The organism is Streptomyces sp. NPDC085946, from assembly GCF_044540485.1.
Lineage (GTDB): Bacteria > Actinomycetota > Actinomycetes > Streptomycetales > Streptomycetaceae > Streptomyces.
Window position 1 is genome coordinate 214,367 of sequence record NZ_JBITSF010000005.1, and the last position, 17,885, is coordinate 232,251.

Genomic DNA, 17,885 nt, shown 5'->3' on the forward strand with positions numbered 1-17,885 from the left:
GCGGATGCTAACCCCGCGGGGCGACGCCCCCGTGTCCGGCTTCGACGAGCACCTCCCCGGCCGCGGTGCGCGCGTACAGCACGGACCGCCCCGCCCGCCGCCGCGTCACCAGGCCCGCCTCCCGCAGCACCCGCAGGTGCCGTCCGACCGAGCCGAGGCCCTGCCCGGTCACGGCGACCAGCTGGCTGGTGCTCATCGGCGAGCCGAGCAGCACCAGCACGTCGGCGCGCCCGGCGCCCAGCAGGGCGCGCAGCGCGACGGGCACGGTCCGGGCGCCGCCGTCGGCGAGCGCGCCCGAGCACGCGTACACCAGGGCGTGCCGGCGCGTGCCCTGCCAGGCCACCCAGCCGATGCGCTGCGGGGTGACCGGCACGAAGACCAGCTCTGCGCCGGGGATCGCGCGCGGCGGGTACTCGTGGAGATTGACCTGGAGGCGGTTCCCGCCGAGCCAGCGCGTCCCCGGCCCCAGCGTGTCCAGGGCGGCGGCCCAGCCTCCTTCGCCGACCCGAGCGGTCCGCGCCAGCACGTCCGCTTCGAGGATCCGCCGGCGCCGCGGCCAGTCCGGGCGCACGGCCTCCTCCCACACGTACGTCAGCAGCCGCGCGGCCCGCTCCGGGAGGTCGTCGCGGTCCAGGGCCGCCGGCAGCGGGCCGCGCAGGGCCGTGGCCAGGTGGCCGCGCGCCGCCCGGGGACAGGCGTCCCGCACGCGTGCCACCTCCCGCTCGAAGGGCTCCCCGGGGCGCGGCACGGGGGTGAGGAAGTCGGCGATCCACTCCGGCCCGAGTCCCGCGCGCACGAGCAGCGCGGTCACCGGGTCGTCCGCCAGCCGCCGCCGGTAGGCGGGCAGACGGGCGTCGAGCCAGGCGCGCTCCCCGGGGTGGGAGGCCCGTGCGGTGTGCAGCAGCCGCAGGCTCGCGAAGGTCTCGGCGAGCGGGGAGAGCACGAACCGGCTGCGGGCGAGGGTGTCCGCGGTGATCTGCCACCAGCCCATCGGCGCCCCGCCTTTCGCGTGTCCGCGAAACTCTAACGGCCGCTTCCCGGCCCGCCGCAGACTCCGGCGCATGCGCAGCTACCGCGACCTCTTCCGCATCCCGGAGTTCACCCCCTTCTTCCTCGCGGCCTCGGTGCAGACCGTGGCCCACACCATGGCCGGTCTGGCGCTGGGCACCCTGGTGTACCGGGCGACGCAGTCGCCGCTGCTGTCGGCGCTGAGCATGTTCGGCTCGTCGTTCGCCCAGGTGCTGGGCGCCGCCCTCCTGCTGTCGGCCGCCGACCGGCTGCCCCCGCGGGCGGCCCTGGCGGGTCTCTCGCTGGTCTTCGCGGCCGTCACCGCCGTCCTGGCGCTGCCCGGACTGCCGGTGGGGGCGCTGCTCCTCGTCGTCCTCGCCAAGGGGCTGGCCGAGGCCGTCGGCGGGGGAGTGCGCTGGGGCCTGCTGAACGAGGTCCTCACCCGGGACGGCTACCTGCTGGGGCGGTCCGCCTTCAACATGATGAGCGGGGTCATGCAGATCACCGGGTTCGCGGCGGGCGGCGTCCTGGTGGCGCTGCTCTCCCCGCGCCTCGCCCTGCTGCTCGCGGCCGCCCTGTACGCCGCGGCCACCGCCGGGCTGCGCCTCGGCCTGACCCGCCGCCCGCCGCGCGCCGCGGGCCGCCCGTCCGTCACCGCGACCCGGCGCGCCAACGCCGCCCTGTGGTCGTCGCCGTCCCGCCGCCACCTGTACCTGGCCCTGTGGGTCCCCAACGGCCTGATCGTCGGCTGCGAGTCGCTGTACGTCTCCTACGACCCCGGTGCCGCGGGCACCCTGTTCGCCTGCGCCGCGTCCGGCATGCTCGCCGGGGACGTGGCGGTGGGCCGCCTGGTCCCGGCCCGGCTGCGCCACCGCCTCGGCACCCCGCTGCTCCTGCTGCTCGCCGCGCCCTACCTGGCCTTCGCCCTGCACCCGCCGCTCCCACTGGGGGCGGCCCTGGCCGCCCTGGCCTCCGTCGGCTTCGGCGCGAGCCTGGTCCAGCAGGAGCACCTGATGGCCCGCACGCCCGGCGACCTGGCCGGCCACGCCCTCGGGCTGCACTCCGCGGGGATGGTGACGATGCAGGGCGTCAGCGCGGCCGTCGCGGGCGCGGTGGCCCAGCTGACGTCACCGCCGACGGCCATGACGGCGCTGGCGGCGGCGTCGCTGGGGGTGACGGCCGCCCTGTGGACGGCCGGGCGCCGCCCCGCACGGCGCGCGGAACGGGAGGCGGCCGTACCGGACACCGGGGCGCGGGGCGGCCGGGGGACGGAGGCGCGGAGGGCGGAGTGAGGACCCGGCCCGGGCCCGGGGCGCTCGTCGTCCGGTGCCCCGCCCCCGACGAGCCGCTCGGCGATGCCGTCCGACCCCCGCACCCCACCCGGCCGCAGGTCACCGGAGGTTGGCCGAAACATCAACTCGCCGCCCTTAAAACACAGTTGTCCAACCACCGCACTGGTTGCCAGACTTCCCCCGCCGGCGCGGAAAGCGCTCTCGCCGGCGACGGGGTACTTCATCTCTCAGGGGGGACACACTGATGCACCTGCTCGCACCCGGACGCGTCCTGGCCCGCGCCACGGCCGTCCTCGTGCTCGCCTTGGGCATGGCGGCCGGCACGACCGGCCTGCTGTCCGGCACCGAGGCGCACGCCCTGCCGGCCGCCGAGGGCTCCCTCACCTTCAGCGGTGACGAGGGCGACTACATCAGCGGCGGCCGGTCGTACGCCTACTCGACGGCGTCCCAGGACAGCCTGGACATCACCTCCAGCGGCGACGACAACGCCGTCCGCCTCTGGGTCAACGGCGCGAACGGCGACTGGTGGTCCCTGGACCTCGCCGCGCCGTCCGGCACCAAGCTCGTCCCGGGCACCTACACCGGGGCCACCCGCCACCCGTTCAACGGACCGGCCGAGCCGGGCCTCGACCTCAGCGGCAACGGGCGCGGCTGCAACCAGCTGACCGGCGAGTTCACCATCTCCGCGATCGAGTTCGGCCCGCAGGGCTACGTGAGGAAGCTCGACGCCAGCTTCGTGCAGCACTGCGAGGGCGGCCCGGCCGCCGCCCGCGGCGAGGTCCACATCGAGAACCCGGCGCCGCCGGCCGAGCTCGACCTCGGACTCGCCGTGGCGCTGGAGGGCACCGCGAGCACCCTGAACGGCAAGGCGACCGTGCACGGCACGGTGAGCTGCAACAAGCCGGTGCAGGTCGCCCTGGCCGGTGACGTCACGCAGGTGAAGCGGCAGAAGCTGATCCGCGGTTCCTACAGCGCGTCGGTGTCCTGCGTCCCGGGCGCACCGGTGGCCTGGACCGCGACGGCCGCCCCCACCGGCGACGTGCCCTTCCAGCGCGGTGACGTGGAGGTCGCGGCGCGCGCGACGGCGACCGACCCGGACTACGCGCAGCCGGTGACCGCCGCCGAGACGGTGGCGGTGCACCTGCGGCGCGGCTGACCGCCGGCCGGCCGCTCGACGGGCCGGGCCGGGAGGCGACACGCCTCCCGGCCCGGCCCTTGCCGTCGGCCCGCCCGGGCCGGGGGCCGGGACCGCCCCCGCCGCCCCGAGCGGGACATCTCGCATTCCCCGGAGGCGCGGGCACTGTTCCATTAACATGTTCGAAACTCGCGATGAACGCCCTTATCGCCCTTCCTGTACCGGAAAAAAACGCCATTCGGCACGATGGGCAATCGTCGACGCCAAAACCCAACAAATCGGTCAATCAATTGATACCTACAGCATCGCGGGTGTTTTCGCGCATAAAAAGCAGAACGGTGTTTTCCGGACTGCGTCGACCCCGGGCGATGGTGTGGGCCGCGGCCGGTGCGGTGACCCTCGGATTCCTCGTCGCACTGGAGATCACGGCACGCGGCTACGGCCTGCCGGGTCCGATCACCAACCAGGCGCGGGAGCTGGTATTCGCCCCCAAGTCGGGTTTCCTGCTGTACGCCGGCATGGCGCTGACGACGGTGGTGCTCACCTGGCGCCAGCGGTTCATCGCGGCCGGCGCCGCCGTCGGCATCGACATCGCCTTCGCGCTGGTCCGCTGGGCGGTCGACGCCCCGGCGACCGACGGCCACCCCTTCGGCAACGGCGCTCTGTGGGTGATCCTGGGCTGCGCGGCCGTCGCCCTCACGCGCCGCACCGGCCGGGAACGCGTCCTGCTGCTGAAGGGGGCGGGACTGGGCCTGCTGCTGGTGGCCGGCCGCAAGACCGGCGACATCTGGCTGATCATCACCTCCAAGACCCGCCCGACCGTCCTCGACCAGTACGTGGCCACCGCCGACCACGCGCTGGGCGACCCGTCATGGCTGGCGGGCCGCCTCGTCACGGCCACCGGACCGATCGGCTTCAACGTCCTCGACGTGGTCTACGGCCAGCTCGCGGTCGCCGCGGTCGTCGTCGCGCTCTACCAACTGCGCGGCGTCGCGGCCGAGCGCCGCTTCCCGTCCCACCACCTGGTGCGCACCTTCCTGGTCATCGGCCTCCTCGGACCGGCCGTCTACCTGGTCTTCCCGGTGGTCGGACCGATCTTCGCCTACGGCACCGGCGCCGAACACTGGGAGGCGGTCAGCCTGTGGGCGGACACGCCGTCCAGCGCCCACTGGGCGGTGGCCCACCTGTGGCCGCAGACGCCGCCGCCGGTCACCGCCCCGTACCCCATGCCTTTCGACGGGATCACCCCGCGCAATTGCATGCCCAGCCTGCACACCGCGTGGGCCGTCGCCCTTTTCATCCATTCCCGGAAGGGCCCGCGACTCCTGCGTTTCGCCGGCACGTTCTGGCTGATCGCCACGCTCACCGCGACCCTGGGATTCGGTTACCACTACGGCGTGGACCTCATCGCCGGAGTGGTCTTCACCCTCACCGTCGAAGCGGCCCTGCGCTCGTTCGACCACGGCTGGGACCGGCCGGGCCTTCGACTGGTCGCCTACGGCACGGCGGTCTTCGCCGCCCTTTTGCTCTCCTACCGCTACCTGCCCCTGGAAATGGCCCGGCACCCCTGGCTGTCCGGCCCCCTCCTCGTCCTGGCCATGACCTCCGTGCTCTACGCCTACGCCCGCACCACCGCCCGGCACCGCCCGGACACCGCACCGGTGCCCCGCCCGGAACCCCAGCCCGAACTGACGTGAACCAGGCGGCACCGGCAGCCGCGGAGCAGCAGGGGCGGGGGGGGGGGGGGGGGGGGGGGCCCGGGCGGCGCCCCCCCCCCCCCCCCCCCCCCCCCCCCCCCCCCCCCCCCCCCCCCCCCCCCCCCCCCCCCCCCCCCCCCCCCCCCCCCCCCCCCCCCCCCCCCCTGCCACCGGACGAAGAAACCGCCCCCACACCCTCGTACGGCCGATCGCCCGGACAGGCACCCTCCCGCCGTCGCGCGGCGGGCAGGACCCGGCGGCTTTCCTCCCCGAAGCCCGCGCTTCCGCACCGGCCCGGGCAGGGCCCTGCGGCGCCGGAACGGGACGCGGCCCCGGCCGCCACGCGGTTCGCGCGCTGCCGTGCTTCCCTACGGTGACCCGGTGGTCCTGCCGCTCCGGCGAGGCAACCCGCGGCGGATCACCCAGAGACTGACCAGAACGAGCAGCACCCCGGCGATCGGCCAGCCCACGGACCCTCCCGCGCGGTAGTCTCTGATGCCGGCCGCAAGGAGGAGGACGGACACGGGCAGCCCCGCCCAGTCCAGGGCCCTGCTCCATCTCTCGGCGGCCGAAGGCTCGTTCACGGCCCGATCCTGGCAGACGCTGGTGCCCTCCGCCAGGCACGACCGCGCTTCGCCCGCCGGAGCGGCCCACCGCCGTCCGCGAAGGGCGGCGGCTACGTCGCGGCGACCTCGACGCCGAAGCCCACCAGGACGACTCCGGTGACGCGCGCCGTGCCCCGCCGCACGACAGGCCGCTCGAAGAACGCGCGGGCCTTCGCCAGCACCGTCACGTAACCGCCCAGCCGAAGGAGGGTCAGGGCGGCGTTCGATCCGGTAACCGCGGTGAGGCTTTCGGGCTTCTCCCGCCACGGCCCGGGGGATTGCTCAAGACCGCCTATGCCCGTCGTCGTTGATGTCAGCCGGTGATGTCACGCGGGCGTAACCGATACGGGGGCGACCGGCTTGCCGCCGTGGTTGCGGTGGATCACCGGTGACTCGACCATGGCCGTTGTTCAGCACCACCGGGAGTTCGCGCGGTCCGCGACGATCTCCACCTGGACAAGGCCGTCGTGCGGTCCCCCTGCGTCGAGGTAGGCGGTCGTGCCTCCCATCGACTTGGTGAAACAACCGGCCACCGTCTCGCCTCCGGCCGTGATCCGCGGCTGCCAACCGCCGGCCCGGGCGACCTCCTCGTAGTGCTGCAAGACGTTCTCCGGCGAACCGTCGTACCGGTACTGCGTCCCCACGACCACGAAGCGGTCATCGTCATCGCACTCCTGGTAGCGGTCCTTCCGGCCCGCCCCTTCCGGAACCGCGTCCAGCACCGCCTCGCCGGCCATCACCTCGGCAAGCCGGTCCTCCTTCTCGCCGCAGCCGTAGAAGGCCAGGAAATACAGCGCGGGCAGCCCCAACAGCAGTAACCCCGAAACGGACACGACAGCGGTCAACCGGACCCCCGCTCCGATTCTCTTCATGTCGCCAGACGTTAACGCACCACCGCGAAGGCATACCGTGCCCCTTCGGGTCGTGACCGGCTGGGGGCATGCATGCAACGACAGCAGCTCCGACAGGGACCGACCTCCACTCCCAATTCAGGAGTTCGATCCCTCAGCCGTACGCACGGCCCTGGCTCGTACTCACCGGGCGGTCCGTAGTCCGGTTCCGATTGCCGGGATCCGCCGTCGTCCGATGACGTTGATGCCGGCTGGTGATGTCAGACCGTCCTGCCCGTCATCCTCCCAAAAGCACACCGAACAGATCTCGAAGGTGCTGCGCTCACCGAGCGCCAGGAAGCCGCAGCAAGGACAGGGGTACGGGCCGTCCTCAGGCTCACCTTGGGCGTTGACGAACGGAGTGACCATCCGGGCATGCTGCCTGACATCGCCGCCGCTCACGAGCCGATAAGGACGAGCTGCCCAGCCAGTGGAGCCATCAGCTCGGGAAGCTGCGGAATGTTGGAACCAGCTAGGGCGCTGAACTGGGCGAACGGTTCCCCGCTGTTCCCCGCTCGATCTGGTGCGCTTGCGGTGCGGCTTCTGAGGTGCGGGGCAGCACGTCATCGGTTGCCGGCTCGGACTCGTGCAGTGCGACGAGTTCCTTCAGGTCATTCGCGACCATGACCTGTGCGAGACGTCCCGCGATCGCCACGACCTCGGGCCACGCTTGCGAGGCGAAGTGTTCTTCGTCGGTGTCGTTGGGCGCGTCGGCCGTCGCCGCGTTGAGTGCGGTGCCCAGTTGCCGCATGAGGACGACCTCTTCCTGGGTCCTCAGGCTGGTGCCCAGGCAGCTCTCGGGGTTGTCGGCGTCGCAGAAGTCGTCGAAGAGCGTGTGGAAGATATGGTCCAGATTCTCGAACGCTGACGGGTCCAGCCATACGTCCCGCTGCCACGGAGGGTTGGCCAGGGCCAGGACTGCCGGGACGAGGTGGACTCGGAAGTTCGACAGGCGTCGGCTGTCCTCTTTCACGGGCCAGAGGGTAGCGGCAGCTTGCGGAACAGCGCTGGCACCGGCGGGACGTCACCCATCTCCTCGGGACCATGATCCGCAAGGACGGGAGCGGCCCCGGCCAGGAGATGCGGATTCCGCGTGGATGCTGGTGACACGCCTGGGGCACGGCGTCCGCAATGGCAAGGGCCAGCCCGGAAGGAAACCCCTCCTGACCCGGCCCTTTGCTCTGTGCCCCGGCAGGATTCGAACCTGCGACACCTGCTTCAGGAGTTCGATGCGGGACCGCTGAGGCTGCTGTCAGCGACTGGTGCGACGGCCGGACGGAGACGCCGGCGTGCCTTCCCGTCCGGTGTCGTTGATGTCAGCCATGGACGTCAGGATCTGCCTGGCCCGTGGTTCTTTGTGGGCCGGTCGTCATCACGGGTACCGGGACCGGGCGGGAACCGTTGGCCAGTGACTCCGCGCCGGCCACGCCGACCAGTGACGCGGCCACGGCGGGCCGTACCGGTACCAGCGGTGGCTCTCCGTGTTCCATCGTGGCCCGGAAGGCGCGCAGTACTCGTACGGTGCCCTCGGCCCCGCGTGCCACGGGTTCCCCGGCGAGGGTGAAAGGCGGAGGGGTGCGTTCCTCCTCGCGGGCGTGGCCCTCCGGGGTCGCCCAGCCCTCCGTTCTGACACGGACGGACCAGGACCGTTCGCCGGCGGCCCGGACGGACTCGGCCAGCGCCTTGGTGCCGCGTACGGAGATCCAGCTCCAGTGGCTGTCGGGCTCGCCCTGGAGGAACCCGTGCCGGGTGAGGGCCAGTGCCCCGGTGGACAGCCGTACCGTCATGACGACCGCGGCGCGTGGGTCCGCCTCGTCCACCGGGAACGCCGACACCTCCACCGGCCAGGCCTTCGTGAGGGCCAGTATCGGTGAGAGGGTGTGCGTGCAGTACGCCGTGGAAGCGATGCGCCCGCGCCAGTGCGCCGGATCACCGATCAGGCCCGCGACCTCGGCCGGGGACATGCCGTGCAGGTAGTCCGCTTCGATCAGGCTGATCCGGCCCAGCTCCCCGGCCTCGATCGCCTGCCGGATGAGACGGACGTGCGGATGGACCACGTAGTTCTCGGCGAAGGAATAGGTCGCGGACGACCTGTCCGCCGCCGCGATGAGCCGCTCTCCTTCCGCAGCGTCCACGCACGCCGCCGACTCGGACAGCACATGCACCCCACGGTCCAGGAACGCGATGGCCAACGGCGCGTGCTCGTCGAAGTCGTTGGCCAGGACGACCCCGTCAAGAGGGTGCTCCAGCAGCTCCTGCCACCGTTCCACCAGCACCGCGCCGGACAACTGCGTCCGCGCCACGGCACGGCGTCCGGGGTCGCGGTCACATGCCGCCACGACCTCCATGCCCACCTTGCGGCACCAGTCCGCCAGGTGAAGCCCCATCCTGAGCCCTACCACTCCTAACCGCATACAGACATCCTCTGCCGGACTCCCCTTCCTTCACAGCTGGTTTCCCACCGTGAGAACGCAGCAGGTGGATGGACTGACCGAGGCACACGTCCCGGACACGACGACGTCCCGGACACGACGAAGGACCAGCCCGGGAGGAAACCCCTCCTGAGCTGGCCCTTTACTCTGTGCCCCCGGCAGGATTCGAACCTGCGACACCCGCTTCAGAGTTCGATCACCTTGTCGCGCGGCGTGCCGAAACGGGGCTCAGTGGTCGCTAGTGGGTCCGACCGTGGCCGCTTCGGTGCGCCATCGTTCGCTGTCGTTGATGTCAGTTGGTGATGTCAGTTGGTGATGTCAGGCGGGTCGAGGAACGATGTTCACGGCCCGGTAGCTGTACCCGTCCTGTTTGAAGCCAGGAGCTTCCCACTGGAGGTCTACTTGCTGTCCCGGCGACAGCGTTCGGAAGCCCTTCATCTGGATGTGGGAGAAGTGGCCCCAACATCCGCCGGGAGTCTCGGAGGAGTCGAGCACGCCCCATCCTTCCTCGCCGTGCCACTCGCGGACAGTCGCAGTCACCATGGGTGGAACCTTACGGCTCCGTCTGCGCCGACATACCGAGGACCTCAGCTTGGGAAGCTCATGTGACCTGGCCCTGACTGCCATGCTGACCTGCGGTCAAGGGCGTTGCAGCCCCTGATTGGCTTTATTCACGACTCGTGACGGCGGTTGTACACGAGTTTGGGAGGCACCCGTTTCCACGGTCGGGCGGTGTTCACGGGTGGTGAGGGCAGTGGAGGGCTTGCCAGGACAGCGTCGGGGTGTTCCCGGTGGAAGGCCCTGGTCATGCAGTAAATGTCGAAGGCCGAGCTGTACGCGGCGATCCGGCGGGACCACCGAGTCGGCATGACGATGCGGCAGCTGGAGCGCAAGCACAGCGTTGCCCGGCGGACGGTGCGCAAGGCCCTGGGCCCGGCCTGGCCGGAGCCACGCAAGCCGCTGCCGCCGCGGCCGTCAGCGCTGGATCCGTACAAGGCGGTGATCGACGGGATCCTGCGGGCGGACCTGGACGCGCCGCGCAAGCAGCGGCACACGGACACCCGGATCTTCCACCGGCTGATCGAGGAAGACTGCGCCGGCGTGTCCTATGCGTTGGTCAGGGGCTATGTCGCCGGCCGAAGCCTCAGATCGCGATGGAGGCGGGCAAGGCGCCCATCGAGGTTCAGCCCGCGCACCCATTCGCCCGGCATTGAGGCGGAAGCCGACTTCGGCGACGTGGCCGTGCAGCTGGCGGGAGAGCGTGCGAGGAGGAGACCTCAAGCGGGCAGTTTCGTGTCGATGACGAAGCTGATTTCGATGACCTGGCCGGGCAAGGTCAGTTCAGGGACGCCCAGGACCGTGCTGGCCGGGCGGTGGTCGCCGAAGTACCCAAGGTTGCCCTTCGCCGTCGCCGCGGCGTTCTGCCGCAGGTTCACCACGTACAGGGTCTGCGAGACGACCTGGTTCCGAGTGGAGCCGTAGTGGTCCAGGACCTTGTCCATGTTGGCGTAGGTCTGCTTGAGCTGGGCGGCGAAGTCGCCCGCGTAGAGGAACTCGCCTACCTCACCGAACGAGAGCTGTCCAGAGACGTGGATCAGCTCGCCGGACTTGATCGCCTGTGAGTAGCCGAAGTCGCTCTCGGCCGGCACGTTGTAGTCGAAGACGTCCATGGTGGTCACGGTGCGCGCCCTTCCGGTGTGCTCTCTTGTAGTTACTCAGGGACTGTAGGAGAGTGATGTCTGACCTGGAAGAACGCACTTTTCGGTGACTGGGGAACCCAATGGTGACCAAGCAGCTGCTCAAGGGCCTGCCCGAGGACGCTGACCTGCGGCGCGCAGACTCCCTCGCGCGGGAGATCTTCTCGGACGTCGCCAACAAGTGGGCGCTCCTGATCATCGAGGCGCTCGGCGAGCACACCCTGCGCTTCAGCGAGCTGCGCAACGAGGTCGAGGGCGTCAGCCACAAGATGCTCACCCAGAACCTGCGCATGCTGGAGCGCAATGGCCTGGTCGACCGGAAGGTGCACCCCACCGTGCCACCGCGAGTCGAGTACACCCTCACCGAGCCGGGCCGGGCCCTGCGCACCGCGGTCGACGCCATTTGCGGCTGGACCCACCAGTACCTCGGGCACATCGAGAGTGCACGCGGCCGTTTCGACGCCTGACGGGCCAGCAGTGACACCCTCGCGCGTTGCGCGATTCCTTGATCGATCTCACGTCGTTGGCGCCGACGTGGCCCGCGCTTCACCTGATCGGGCTACCGAGCCATCCCATGCCACAGGTTCAGAAACAGACATGTCACAGGCGGCTGACCGTCTCATGGACTTGCTGCTGTTTCTCGTGGACATCCACGAGCTTCAAGATCACCAACTGCTGCCGAAACCAGCCGACAAACGCTGCTGTTTGAAGTGAACGAAGCCACCTGATGGGGCGCCGCTGGATTCCCGGTGTTCCCTGTGGTTCTCCGCACAACCTGGCACGTCTGTGGCGCGGACCCTTCGTCCCGAGTTGTGAGCGGAGCAGTCACTGACGTCTCTTAGGGCTGTCGTCTGGCCTGCCTGGCGTTGCCCCTTGGAAGGGTTCTCTGATGTTGCCAGTACCCGGCTTACTCTTGATTGCCATGTACTTTGTGCTGCAAAGTTAGATCTTCGGTGGGCGACCCTCTGGTAGTCCGCTCACGAGCGCCGCCAAAGCGCCGACCACAAGGGGGACAGATGGGGACATCCGTATCGAGCAGCGCGGGATCGGAACCGAGGGCGACCGCAGCCGCCTTGTTGGCTGCGACGGAAGGCCTCCGGTCGAGGACCCGCACGCAGACCAACGGAGCATGGACTCCCCTTCTCGGCTTCGGGCTCCTTGCACTGGCGGCCGTTCCGGTCGCCCGGTACGCCTTCAACTTCGGAGCCCACGGGCGCTACATCGGGTCCTATCCGGCCTTTGCCTATGCTGAGCTGACAGGCCTGTGCGTCGTCCACGAACCGGGAACCCCCTGTCTGAAGGGCGAGTTCGACGGAGCTGTCCTGCGCTTCACGGCATGGGGCGTTTGGTTCGCGCTCCTCCCCCTTGCATGGTTCGTCTTCGCCCGCTGGTACCGCCTGCGTGGCGAGACCCGGGGCGTCGTCCCCCGGCGCGGCATGTGGGTCCGCGTGACCGCCACAGCCACCACTGTGATCACGGCAGCCCTGGGGGCGCTGCTGTTCGGCAAGGACCAGCCGTGGGAGGCCGTGCTGCTGGAGAACAGCTACGCCTCCCCGTGGTACCTGGTCGGCATCGGACTTCTCGCTCTCGGCATTACCGAACGCAGTTGGATCGCCGCGGCGGCCGGCACCGCTCACGCCCTGCTGCTCACGGGGTACCTGGGAGCCTCCTGGGGCAGTGGATGGCTTCCCTGGCAGCACCCCGCCCACCCCGGCTGGGCCGACGGACCGCAAGCCAAGGCCTTTCTGCTCGCTGCCGTCCTGCTCCTCGCCGGTCTGGGCGAGTGGACAGCGGTCCGACGCCGGGGCGCGCCCGGTGTCGCAGTCGCGGGTACGGTCGTCTCATGAGCGTCGAAGACTCGACCGCTACGCAGGACGACCAAGAGGAACTGCATCCCACTCAGGTGCTGGACGACACCGTCCACCAGCGCGTACGGCTCGGCGTCCTTACCATCGCTCGCGAAGCCGACCGGGTCGAGTTCAGTTTCCTGAAGAAGCAACTGGCCGTCACCGACGGAAATCTTTCCCGGCACCTGAAGGTGCTGGAGGAGTCCGGAATGATCACCGTAGAGAAGGGCTACGCCGGTCGACGCCCCCGAACATGGGTAGCCCTCACCCGTGAGGGTGCGCAGGCCCTGGACGCCGAACTCCGGGCCCTACGCGCACTCGTGCTACGTCTTGAGGCTCCCCGCCCCGTGCCCGGTACATCCGACACATGATCACCGATTTAGGAGAGCGGCTGGGTGATCTGCGTGCTGAGCTGCGGCTTCGCCGGCCGAGGCAGCGTGTGGTTACTCGACTGCGCCGTACCGGTGCTGGCCGTGGCTGACCCCTGCTTCTGGCACGGTTGTGGCACGAACTCCAGCCGACGACAGTCAGCCACGACGGCGGGCACGCCGTTCGACCAGGCGCGCGTGTGCCTCGCTGCACCCCCACCGACCTTCACAACGCTGCCAATGCTGTTGGCCAGAGCAAGCGACGACAGCCGACACGTGCTACTGAGCCCTCAGGTTGGGAAGCTCGGGTGATCTGAGGTGGCTCACCCGCCTGACCTGCGGTGAGGCAGCGGTGCACTCCCGCTCATCGCTGCCCTGACCCGCGGTGTTTCGCGTAACTCCCCGTGCCATCTGGCACGTTTCTGGGCACGAACGACAACGGGACTGCGCTGATGCGCCTCGTTGGCGCAAACCACCTCTCAAGTCTCTGTGTCTGTGGCAGGCTTATGTAGTTGAGACCTGGCCATCGGGGGGAACCATGGAACTTGTCCATCTTGCTGACGCGGCGGCGACTGCCTACGTGACGGGCCTCTCTACACACGCGGCAGCGGCTACAGACGCCGCGGCCCGATCAGGGTTCGAGCGACTTCGCGCATTCCTGACATCACGTAGCAACATTGCCCCCGCATTGGGGGCAGACGAGGAAAATCTTTCCGCTGCAATCTTGAGAGCACTGCGGGAGAACCCCGAGGACGCCCAAGAGCTGGACCAAATTCTTTCTAGGTCGGAATCCAAAATCGAGGGTGCTGGCACAGTCTACGGTGACGTGACACTTAGGGGTAAGTATGTCGCAGGTCGCGATATTCGATTCGACCGTCAGTAAGAAGCCCGCACATGCTCAAGCGCTGGAGTCGGCTGCGCAAAGATGGCGAAAGTAGCGGCGCGAAGACGATATTTGGAGATGTCGAAATCTCGGGTTACTTTGCCGCAGGTAGAGACATCAGAATCCGTAAACTGGCAGCCAACGTACCTAACCTCTGGCGTGAAAGTCGAGCCGACAAAGTACGTCAACGGTTAGTGACTAAACTGTTGCCAAAGTGGCTCGCCGAGGAGGACCTGTGGTCTGGGGATGATGGTCCAGAGTTCCCGGTTACGGCGAGATATGGCGTGGGATATGTTGCTCACCCGCGCAGAGAAATTGCGACTCTTCCCGGGGCGGGAAATAGTAAGCATATTTCAGGCGCTGAAGCGGTCTATGCTTTTGAGTCATCCCTAGGTCGCCTGCTTGTGCTCGGTGAGCCCGGGGCTGGTAAGACTTATATTCTTCGTCGCATTATGCGGTACTCTCTCGAGAAGGCTAGGGAGAACTCGCATGATCCCATCCCATTCTACCTCCATGTCTCATCATGGTTGGGGCCCCGACGGGAGATAAAAGAGTGGGTTATTGACACACTTAACCGACAGTACGGGATTCACGAACAGTATCTTGAAAGCTGGTTCGCGGACGGAGAACTAGCCCTCTTCATTGACGGTCTTGATGAACTTGGCCTTCGCCAGCGCCGGGAATGCATAGTTGCGCTGAATAAGTTCCTGTCCCGCTATCCGAGCTTGGAAGCAGTCGTAGCTTGCAGGAAGAGAGAATACGAAGATGCCAGGAAGTTCCTCGCGCTGCGCGGATCGATTGATTTGCATCCGATCGAAGCGCAAGATCTGGTAGGTGCCGTAAGCATTCTCGGTCCGGATTTTGAGCAGCTTCTGAAAGGGATCCAAGGTAGTCGCAAATTTCGTTCTTTATTGCAGAATCCCCTTTTCCTTCGTCTAGCGCTAATAACCTATCGCGATGTTGACGCGATTGGTGTTACTGATGCGCGCGACATGGAGTCAGCTTTGTTGAGGGAGTACATTTCACACTGTGAGAAGCGCGTAAATCTTGACCTACATGGGCCTGTCCAGACGTCTTGGCTAGCCAGTATCGCCCAAACGCTGAGAGCGCGAAAGCTCGTTTCCTTTTATCCAGACCGGGCGGTGGTCGAGCACTTCCCTGTAACCCTTGAGGGTACTCTAAAAAGAGCAATGCTCTGGTCCTGTTTTCTAGCCTTCGTTATGCCGACGATTGCAGTTCGCTCCGTCATGACCGCCTCGGCTGAAGAGTCGACTATTCGGCCCGTGTACTGGATTCTCACATTTTTTCTCCCCCTCACTTTTGGCTACCTAGCAGTCAAAATAGCTAAGGATGAGTTTCCGCTGTCCCCAGTGTCTCGCACGATGATGGCGCGAAAGAATGTGAAGCTGTTCTTCAAGCGACTGGTTGCCGTATTCATTGCTCAAGGGATTGTCGCGGCACTGCTGATTCCGTTCGCGGGTAATGCTGTCGTCGATACCATCGTTGTAATTGGATTCCCTTGCTCAATGATGTGGCCTCCAATGCGCATGATCTGGTCGTCAGAGCGGGCTGAAAAGTCACGCATGCCCCTATTCCCGGGAGCTGAGTTAGCAAGCCTGCGGCGGGCGGCGTTGGCTGTGGGCCTTCTTGTTGGTGGCGGTTTCTACGCCTGCGTAAGTTTGTCGATGTATGCCCTGTACCCGGCTCTCAAATCGGTCTTGCTCTTTCAGCCTGGCATCAACACCCTATTTTATGCTGTACCCATTGGCCTACTTGCTGCCCTGCAAAACGGTGGTGCTGACCTGATTAGACGCCATCTCTGCATGGTAATAATGATGCGAAGGGGGCTCCTCCCTAAAAGGTATTTCAAGGTACTTGATTCTCTGCGGAAGTCATCAATCTTGATCCCCCGTCTGGGGTCATTTGAGTTTCGTCACCTGATGGTTCGTGACTACCTGGCCAAGAAAGCGCCAGACAGTCTGATTCCGCGTCGCAACATTTCGCTTGTTGATGACTGTGATGCTGATTCTCGATGGACATGAGAGGTCGGCGGAACGGCTTTGGGCTGGAGCTGCTTTGGCGCGAGTGATCATGGCCCGTAAGCTTCTGGCGCGTCGGGCAGTCTGTGGACCTGCCCGGTAAAGCACGACGTTGGGGCCATGATCTTCGAGGCTCGCGCCAAAGTGGCTGCCTAAAGCCGTGGAGCCGACCGCCCCAGCCACGACGTACCCCTTCTCTGACGTCAGGCGCTGATCACTGTGTGCGCGGCACGGGCGCCGGCCGGGCTGGAGCGGGGCGGAGACAGGAGCGCAGGCCCGGCCGGGGGCCGGGCCGCGCGCGGGGAGCGGAGCGAGCCGCCTTGAACCAGTAGAGAAACTTGTAACTCAGTCGGCGATGGGCGGAGAGGAGGAACGGGCTTGGGAGCTGAGGCCGGTTACGGGAAGCAGGTCGAAGTGCTTGAGGGCCTGCTGGAGGCTTTCGGTGATGCGGCCGTGGTTCTCTCCTACGAGGAGGACAGGACATTTGCCGCACTGAGTCTGAACCGCTTCGGTGCCGTGGGGTCCTGCCGACTGGACTGGCGAGGTACTGAAGTGTTGCGGAGCTCCCCGGCGTTCGACGGTGGGGAGCTCCGGAAGATGCTGTGTGAGTTGGCAGGCCCGGATGAACTGGTTGTTCTGTTCTGGGGGAACCACATGGTGCCTTCGGTCGCTGTGGAGGCTGGTCTGGTGGCAGCGCATGCCGATGCGGTTCTGGCGGACTGCTATGAGTGCTGGGTCTACCTTGTCGACAGTGGAGTGTTGATCGAGTTCCAGGACGGTGAGGGGTTCACAGTCGGCCGGGTGCCTCAGTGACGTCATCGGTAGGACTCGCCAGCCGCCGGTGAGGAGAGCCCTGCGCAGGCCGGTAATCCTTCCTCTCGGTGGGCGAGGGGCAGGAAGAGCACGGGGCGGATCGTCCAGGTGATGCGGACGTCGGCATGGGTGATGGTCACCGTGCAGGGTTCGGAGCGCATCAGGGCTCTGCGGGTCTCGGCGCGCTCTTCGTACAGCCACGTCCAGGCTTCGTCCGACGCGTCGGAGTCGAGTGCCGGTGAGATGGTGCGGAGAGCGATGGCGACCCATCGGTCTGCCTGGGGTGCCGAGTACGCGTCGAACGATGCCAGGCGCGCCGGCCCTCCCGTGCTGGTGACTTCTTCGGTCCAGCATTCGCACCAGTAGCCGCGGGTGGGCCCGTTCATGGGGTCGCTCCCGCAGGGTAGGCCAGTAATACGTAGTGAGTGCTCTCGTCGTAGAGGGTGAGTTGGTACCCCGTGCCACCGGTCAGGTAGGCGAGGGCCCGTTCGTGTTCGGCCTCGTCCGTCAGCCAGTGCAGGCCCGGCTGTGCGTATGCGGCGTCGAGCTGGTCGGTGATGTGCTGCGTGCGCTCGCGTAACCAGCGCAGTGCCAGGCGTGGGCTCGTGGCGTCGTGTGATCCCAAGGGGATGGAACAGACCTCGTTCAACGGGTAGGCGGCGGCCCTGCATCGGTAGGGGAGGGGCCGGCTGCCTGTGCTCAGCGCTGCGGGAGGAGCGGACGTCAGCACGGGTGCCCTCCTGCCGGGCCGGCATCGGTGAAGAGTTCCGCGGTGACCGTGTGACCGCCGTGGCTGCCGTGGACGACGACCCGGTGAGCGAGTGCGCTGACCATGCCGAGCCCTCGGCCGTGTTCCGCGTCCTGGTCCTGGTGCTCGACCTTCGGTGCGGTGCCGGTGCTTCCGTCGTCCGTGACGGACAGGGCGATCACCTGCGGGGAGACCGCGAGGGCCAGATGGAAACTGCCGGATGTCTGGCCGCTGGCCGTGTGGAGGATTGCGTTCGCGCTCAGCTCGCTGACGATCAGCTCGGCGTCCTCGGCCAACGGCGAGCCTCGCAGGATGTCGCGGGTCCAGCGGCGGGCCCGGCTGACCTCTTCCGGGAATCCTGGGCAACTGAGCCCCCAGACCCGGGCGCTACTCGTATACTCGTGCATACAAGTTCCTTCGTGCTGGTAGGC

The 17,885-nt window shown here is 67.7% G+C and carries 18 protein-coding genes; 8 read left to right on the forward strand and 10 right to left on the reverse strand.

What is annotated here, in order from left to right; genetic code table 11:
- Positions 1-7: 7 nt before the first annotated feature.
- Positions 8-991: an ArsR/SmtB family transcription factor gene (locus tag ACIF8T_RS13210; protein WP_400034313.1), complete on the reverse strand. Its 984-nt coding sequence runs from the start codon at positions 989-991 to the stop codon at positions 8-10.
- A 70-nt stretch (positions 992-1,061) separates the two neighbouring features.
- Here ACIF8T_RS13210 and ACIF8T_RS13215 point away from each other — a divergent pair, with 70 nt between their 5' ends.
- The 3 genes from ACIF8T_RS13215 (at position 1,062) to ACIF8T_RS13225 (ending at position 5,132) form a co-directional block, all read left to right on the forward strand.
- The gene (locus tag ACIF8T_RS13215; protein WP_400034315.1) at positions 1,062-2,300 is read left to right on the forward strand and encodes an MFS transporter; all 1,239 of its coding nucleotides are present in this window, start codon (positions 1,062-1,064) and stop codon (positions 2,298-2,300) included.
- Positions 2,301-2,544: 244 nt separating this feature from the next.
- Positions 2,545-3,456, forward strand: coding sequence for a hypothetical protein (locus ACIF8T_RS13220; protein WP_400034317.1), 912 nt, complete (start codon positions 2,545-2,547; stop codon positions 3,454-3,456).
- Between the two features lie 347 nt (positions 3,457-3,803).
- A complete protein-coding gene (locus tag ACIF8T_RS13225; RefSeq protein WP_400034319.1) occupies positions 3,804-5,132 on the forward strand; it encodes a phosphatase PAP2 family protein in 1,329 nt (442 codons plus the stop codon).
- Positions 5,133-6,147: 1,015 nt separating this feature from the next.
- Here the strand turns inward: ACIF8T_RS13225 and ACIF8T_RS13230 are convergent.
- From ACIF8T_RS13230 to ACIF8T_RS13255, 6 genes are all read right to left on the reverse strand, one after another.
- The gene (locus tag ACIF8T_RS13230; RefSeq protein WP_400034321.1) at positions 6,148-6,609 is read right to left on the reverse strand and encodes a hypothetical protein; all 462 of its coding nucleotides are present in this window, start codon (positions 6,607-6,609) and stop codon (positions 6,148-6,150) included.
- 162 nt (positions 6,610-6,771) lie between these two features.
- A complete protein-coding gene (locus ACIF8T_RS13235) occupies positions 6,772-7,194 on the reverse strand; it encodes a CPCC family cysteine-rich protein (protein WP_400034322.1) in 423 nt (140 codons plus the stop codon).
- Complete coding sequence (locus ACIF8T_RS13240; protein WP_400034324.1) at positions 7,100-7,600, reverse strand: hypothetical protein; 501 nt, start codon at positions 7,598-7,600, stop codon at positions 7,100-7,102. The genes ACIF8T_RS13235 and ACIF8T_RS13240 overlap by 95 nt, the downstream gene beginning before the upstream one ends.
- A gap of 343 nt (positions 7,601-7,943) precedes the next feature.
- Positions 7,944-9,014 carry a Gfo/Idh/MocA family protein gene (locus tag ACIF8T_RS13245; protein WP_400034326.1) on the reverse strand — a complete coding sequence of 357 codons (1,071 nt, stop codon included), beginning with the start codon at positions 9,012-9,014 and terminating at the stop codon, positions 7,944-7,946.
- Between the two features lie 363 nt (positions 9,015-9,377).
- Positions 9,378-9,602, reverse strand: coding sequence for a cold shock domain-containing protein (locus ACIF8T_RS13250; RefSeq protein WP_400034328.1), 225 nt, complete (start codon positions 9,600-9,602; stop codon positions 9,378-9,380).
- Positions 9,603-10,336: 734 nt separating this feature from the next.
- A complete protein-coding gene (locus tag ACIF8T_RS13255; protein WP_400034330.1) occupies positions 10,337-10,738 on the reverse strand; it encodes a RidA family protein in 402 nt (133 codons plus the stop codon).
- Positions 10,739-10,839: 101 nt separating this feature from the next.
- On the opposite strand from ACIF8T_RS13255, the gene ACIF8T_RS13260 reads away from it, so the two are divergent.
- From ACIF8T_RS13260 to ACIF8T_RS13280, 5 genes are all read left to right on the forward strand, one after another.
- Complete coding sequence (locus tag ACIF8T_RS13260; RefSeq protein WP_149553074.1) at positions 10,840-11,223, forward strand: helix-turn-helix domain-containing protein; 384 nt, start codon at positions 10,840-10,842, stop codon at positions 11,221-11,223.
- A gap of 981 nt (positions 11,224-12,204) precedes the next feature.
- The gene (locus ACIF8T_RS13265) at positions 12,205-12,603 is read left to right on the forward strand and encodes a hypothetical protein (RefSeq protein ID WP_400034332.1); all 399 of its coding nucleotides are present in this window, start codon (positions 12,205-12,207) and stop codon (positions 12,601-12,603) included.
- Positions 12,600-12,974 carry a winged helix-turn-helix domain-containing protein gene (locus ACIF8T_RS13270; protein WP_400034334.1) on the forward strand — a complete coding sequence of 125 codons (375 nt, stop codon included), beginning with the start codon at positions 12,600-12,602 and terminating at the stop codon, positions 12,972-12,974. The genes ACIF8T_RS13265 and ACIF8T_RS13270 overlap by 4 nt, the downstream gene beginning before the upstream one ends.
- A gap of 891 nt (positions 12,975-13,865) precedes the next feature.
- A complete protein-coding gene (locus ACIF8T_RS13275) occupies positions 13,866-15,896 on the forward strand; it encodes an NACHT domain-containing protein (RefSeq protein WP_400034336.1) in 2,031 nt (676 codons plus the stop codon).
- A gap of 375 nt (positions 15,897-16,271) precedes the next feature.
- Positions 16,272-16,706 (forward strand): hypothetical protein, encoded by a 435-nt coding sequence (locus ACIF8T_RS13280; RefSeq protein WP_400034338.1) that lies wholly within the window; start codon positions 16,272-16,274, stop codon positions 16,704-16,706.
- 2 nt (positions 16,707-16,708) lie between these two features.
- Here the strand turns inward: ACIF8T_RS13280 and ACIF8T_RS13285 are convergent, their stop codons facing one another.
- From ACIF8T_RS13285 to ACIF8T_RS13295, 3 genes are read right to left on the reverse strand one after another with little or no spacing between them, the layout of a single operon-like run.
- A complete protein-coding gene (locus ACIF8T_RS13285) occupies positions 16,709-17,092 on the reverse strand; it encodes a hypothetical protein (protein WP_400034340.1) in 384 nt (127 codons plus the stop codon).
- Complete coding sequence (locus ACIF8T_RS13290) at positions 17,089-17,436, reverse strand: hypothetical protein (RefSeq protein ID WP_400034342.1); 348 nt, start codon at positions 17,434-17,436, stop codon at positions 17,089-17,091. Before ACIF8T_RS13290 ends, ACIF8T_RS13285 begins: the two co-directional genes overlap by 4 nt.
- On the reverse strand, positions 17,430-17,861 hold the full coding sequence (locus ACIF8T_RS13295; RefSeq protein WP_400034344.1) for an ATP-binding protein: 432 nt from the start codon (positions 17,859-17,861) through the stop codon (positions 17,430-17,432). Before ACIF8T_RS13295 ends, ACIF8T_RS13290 begins: the two co-directional genes overlap by 7 nt.
- Between the last annotated feature and the right edge of the window lie 24 nt (positions 17,862-17,885).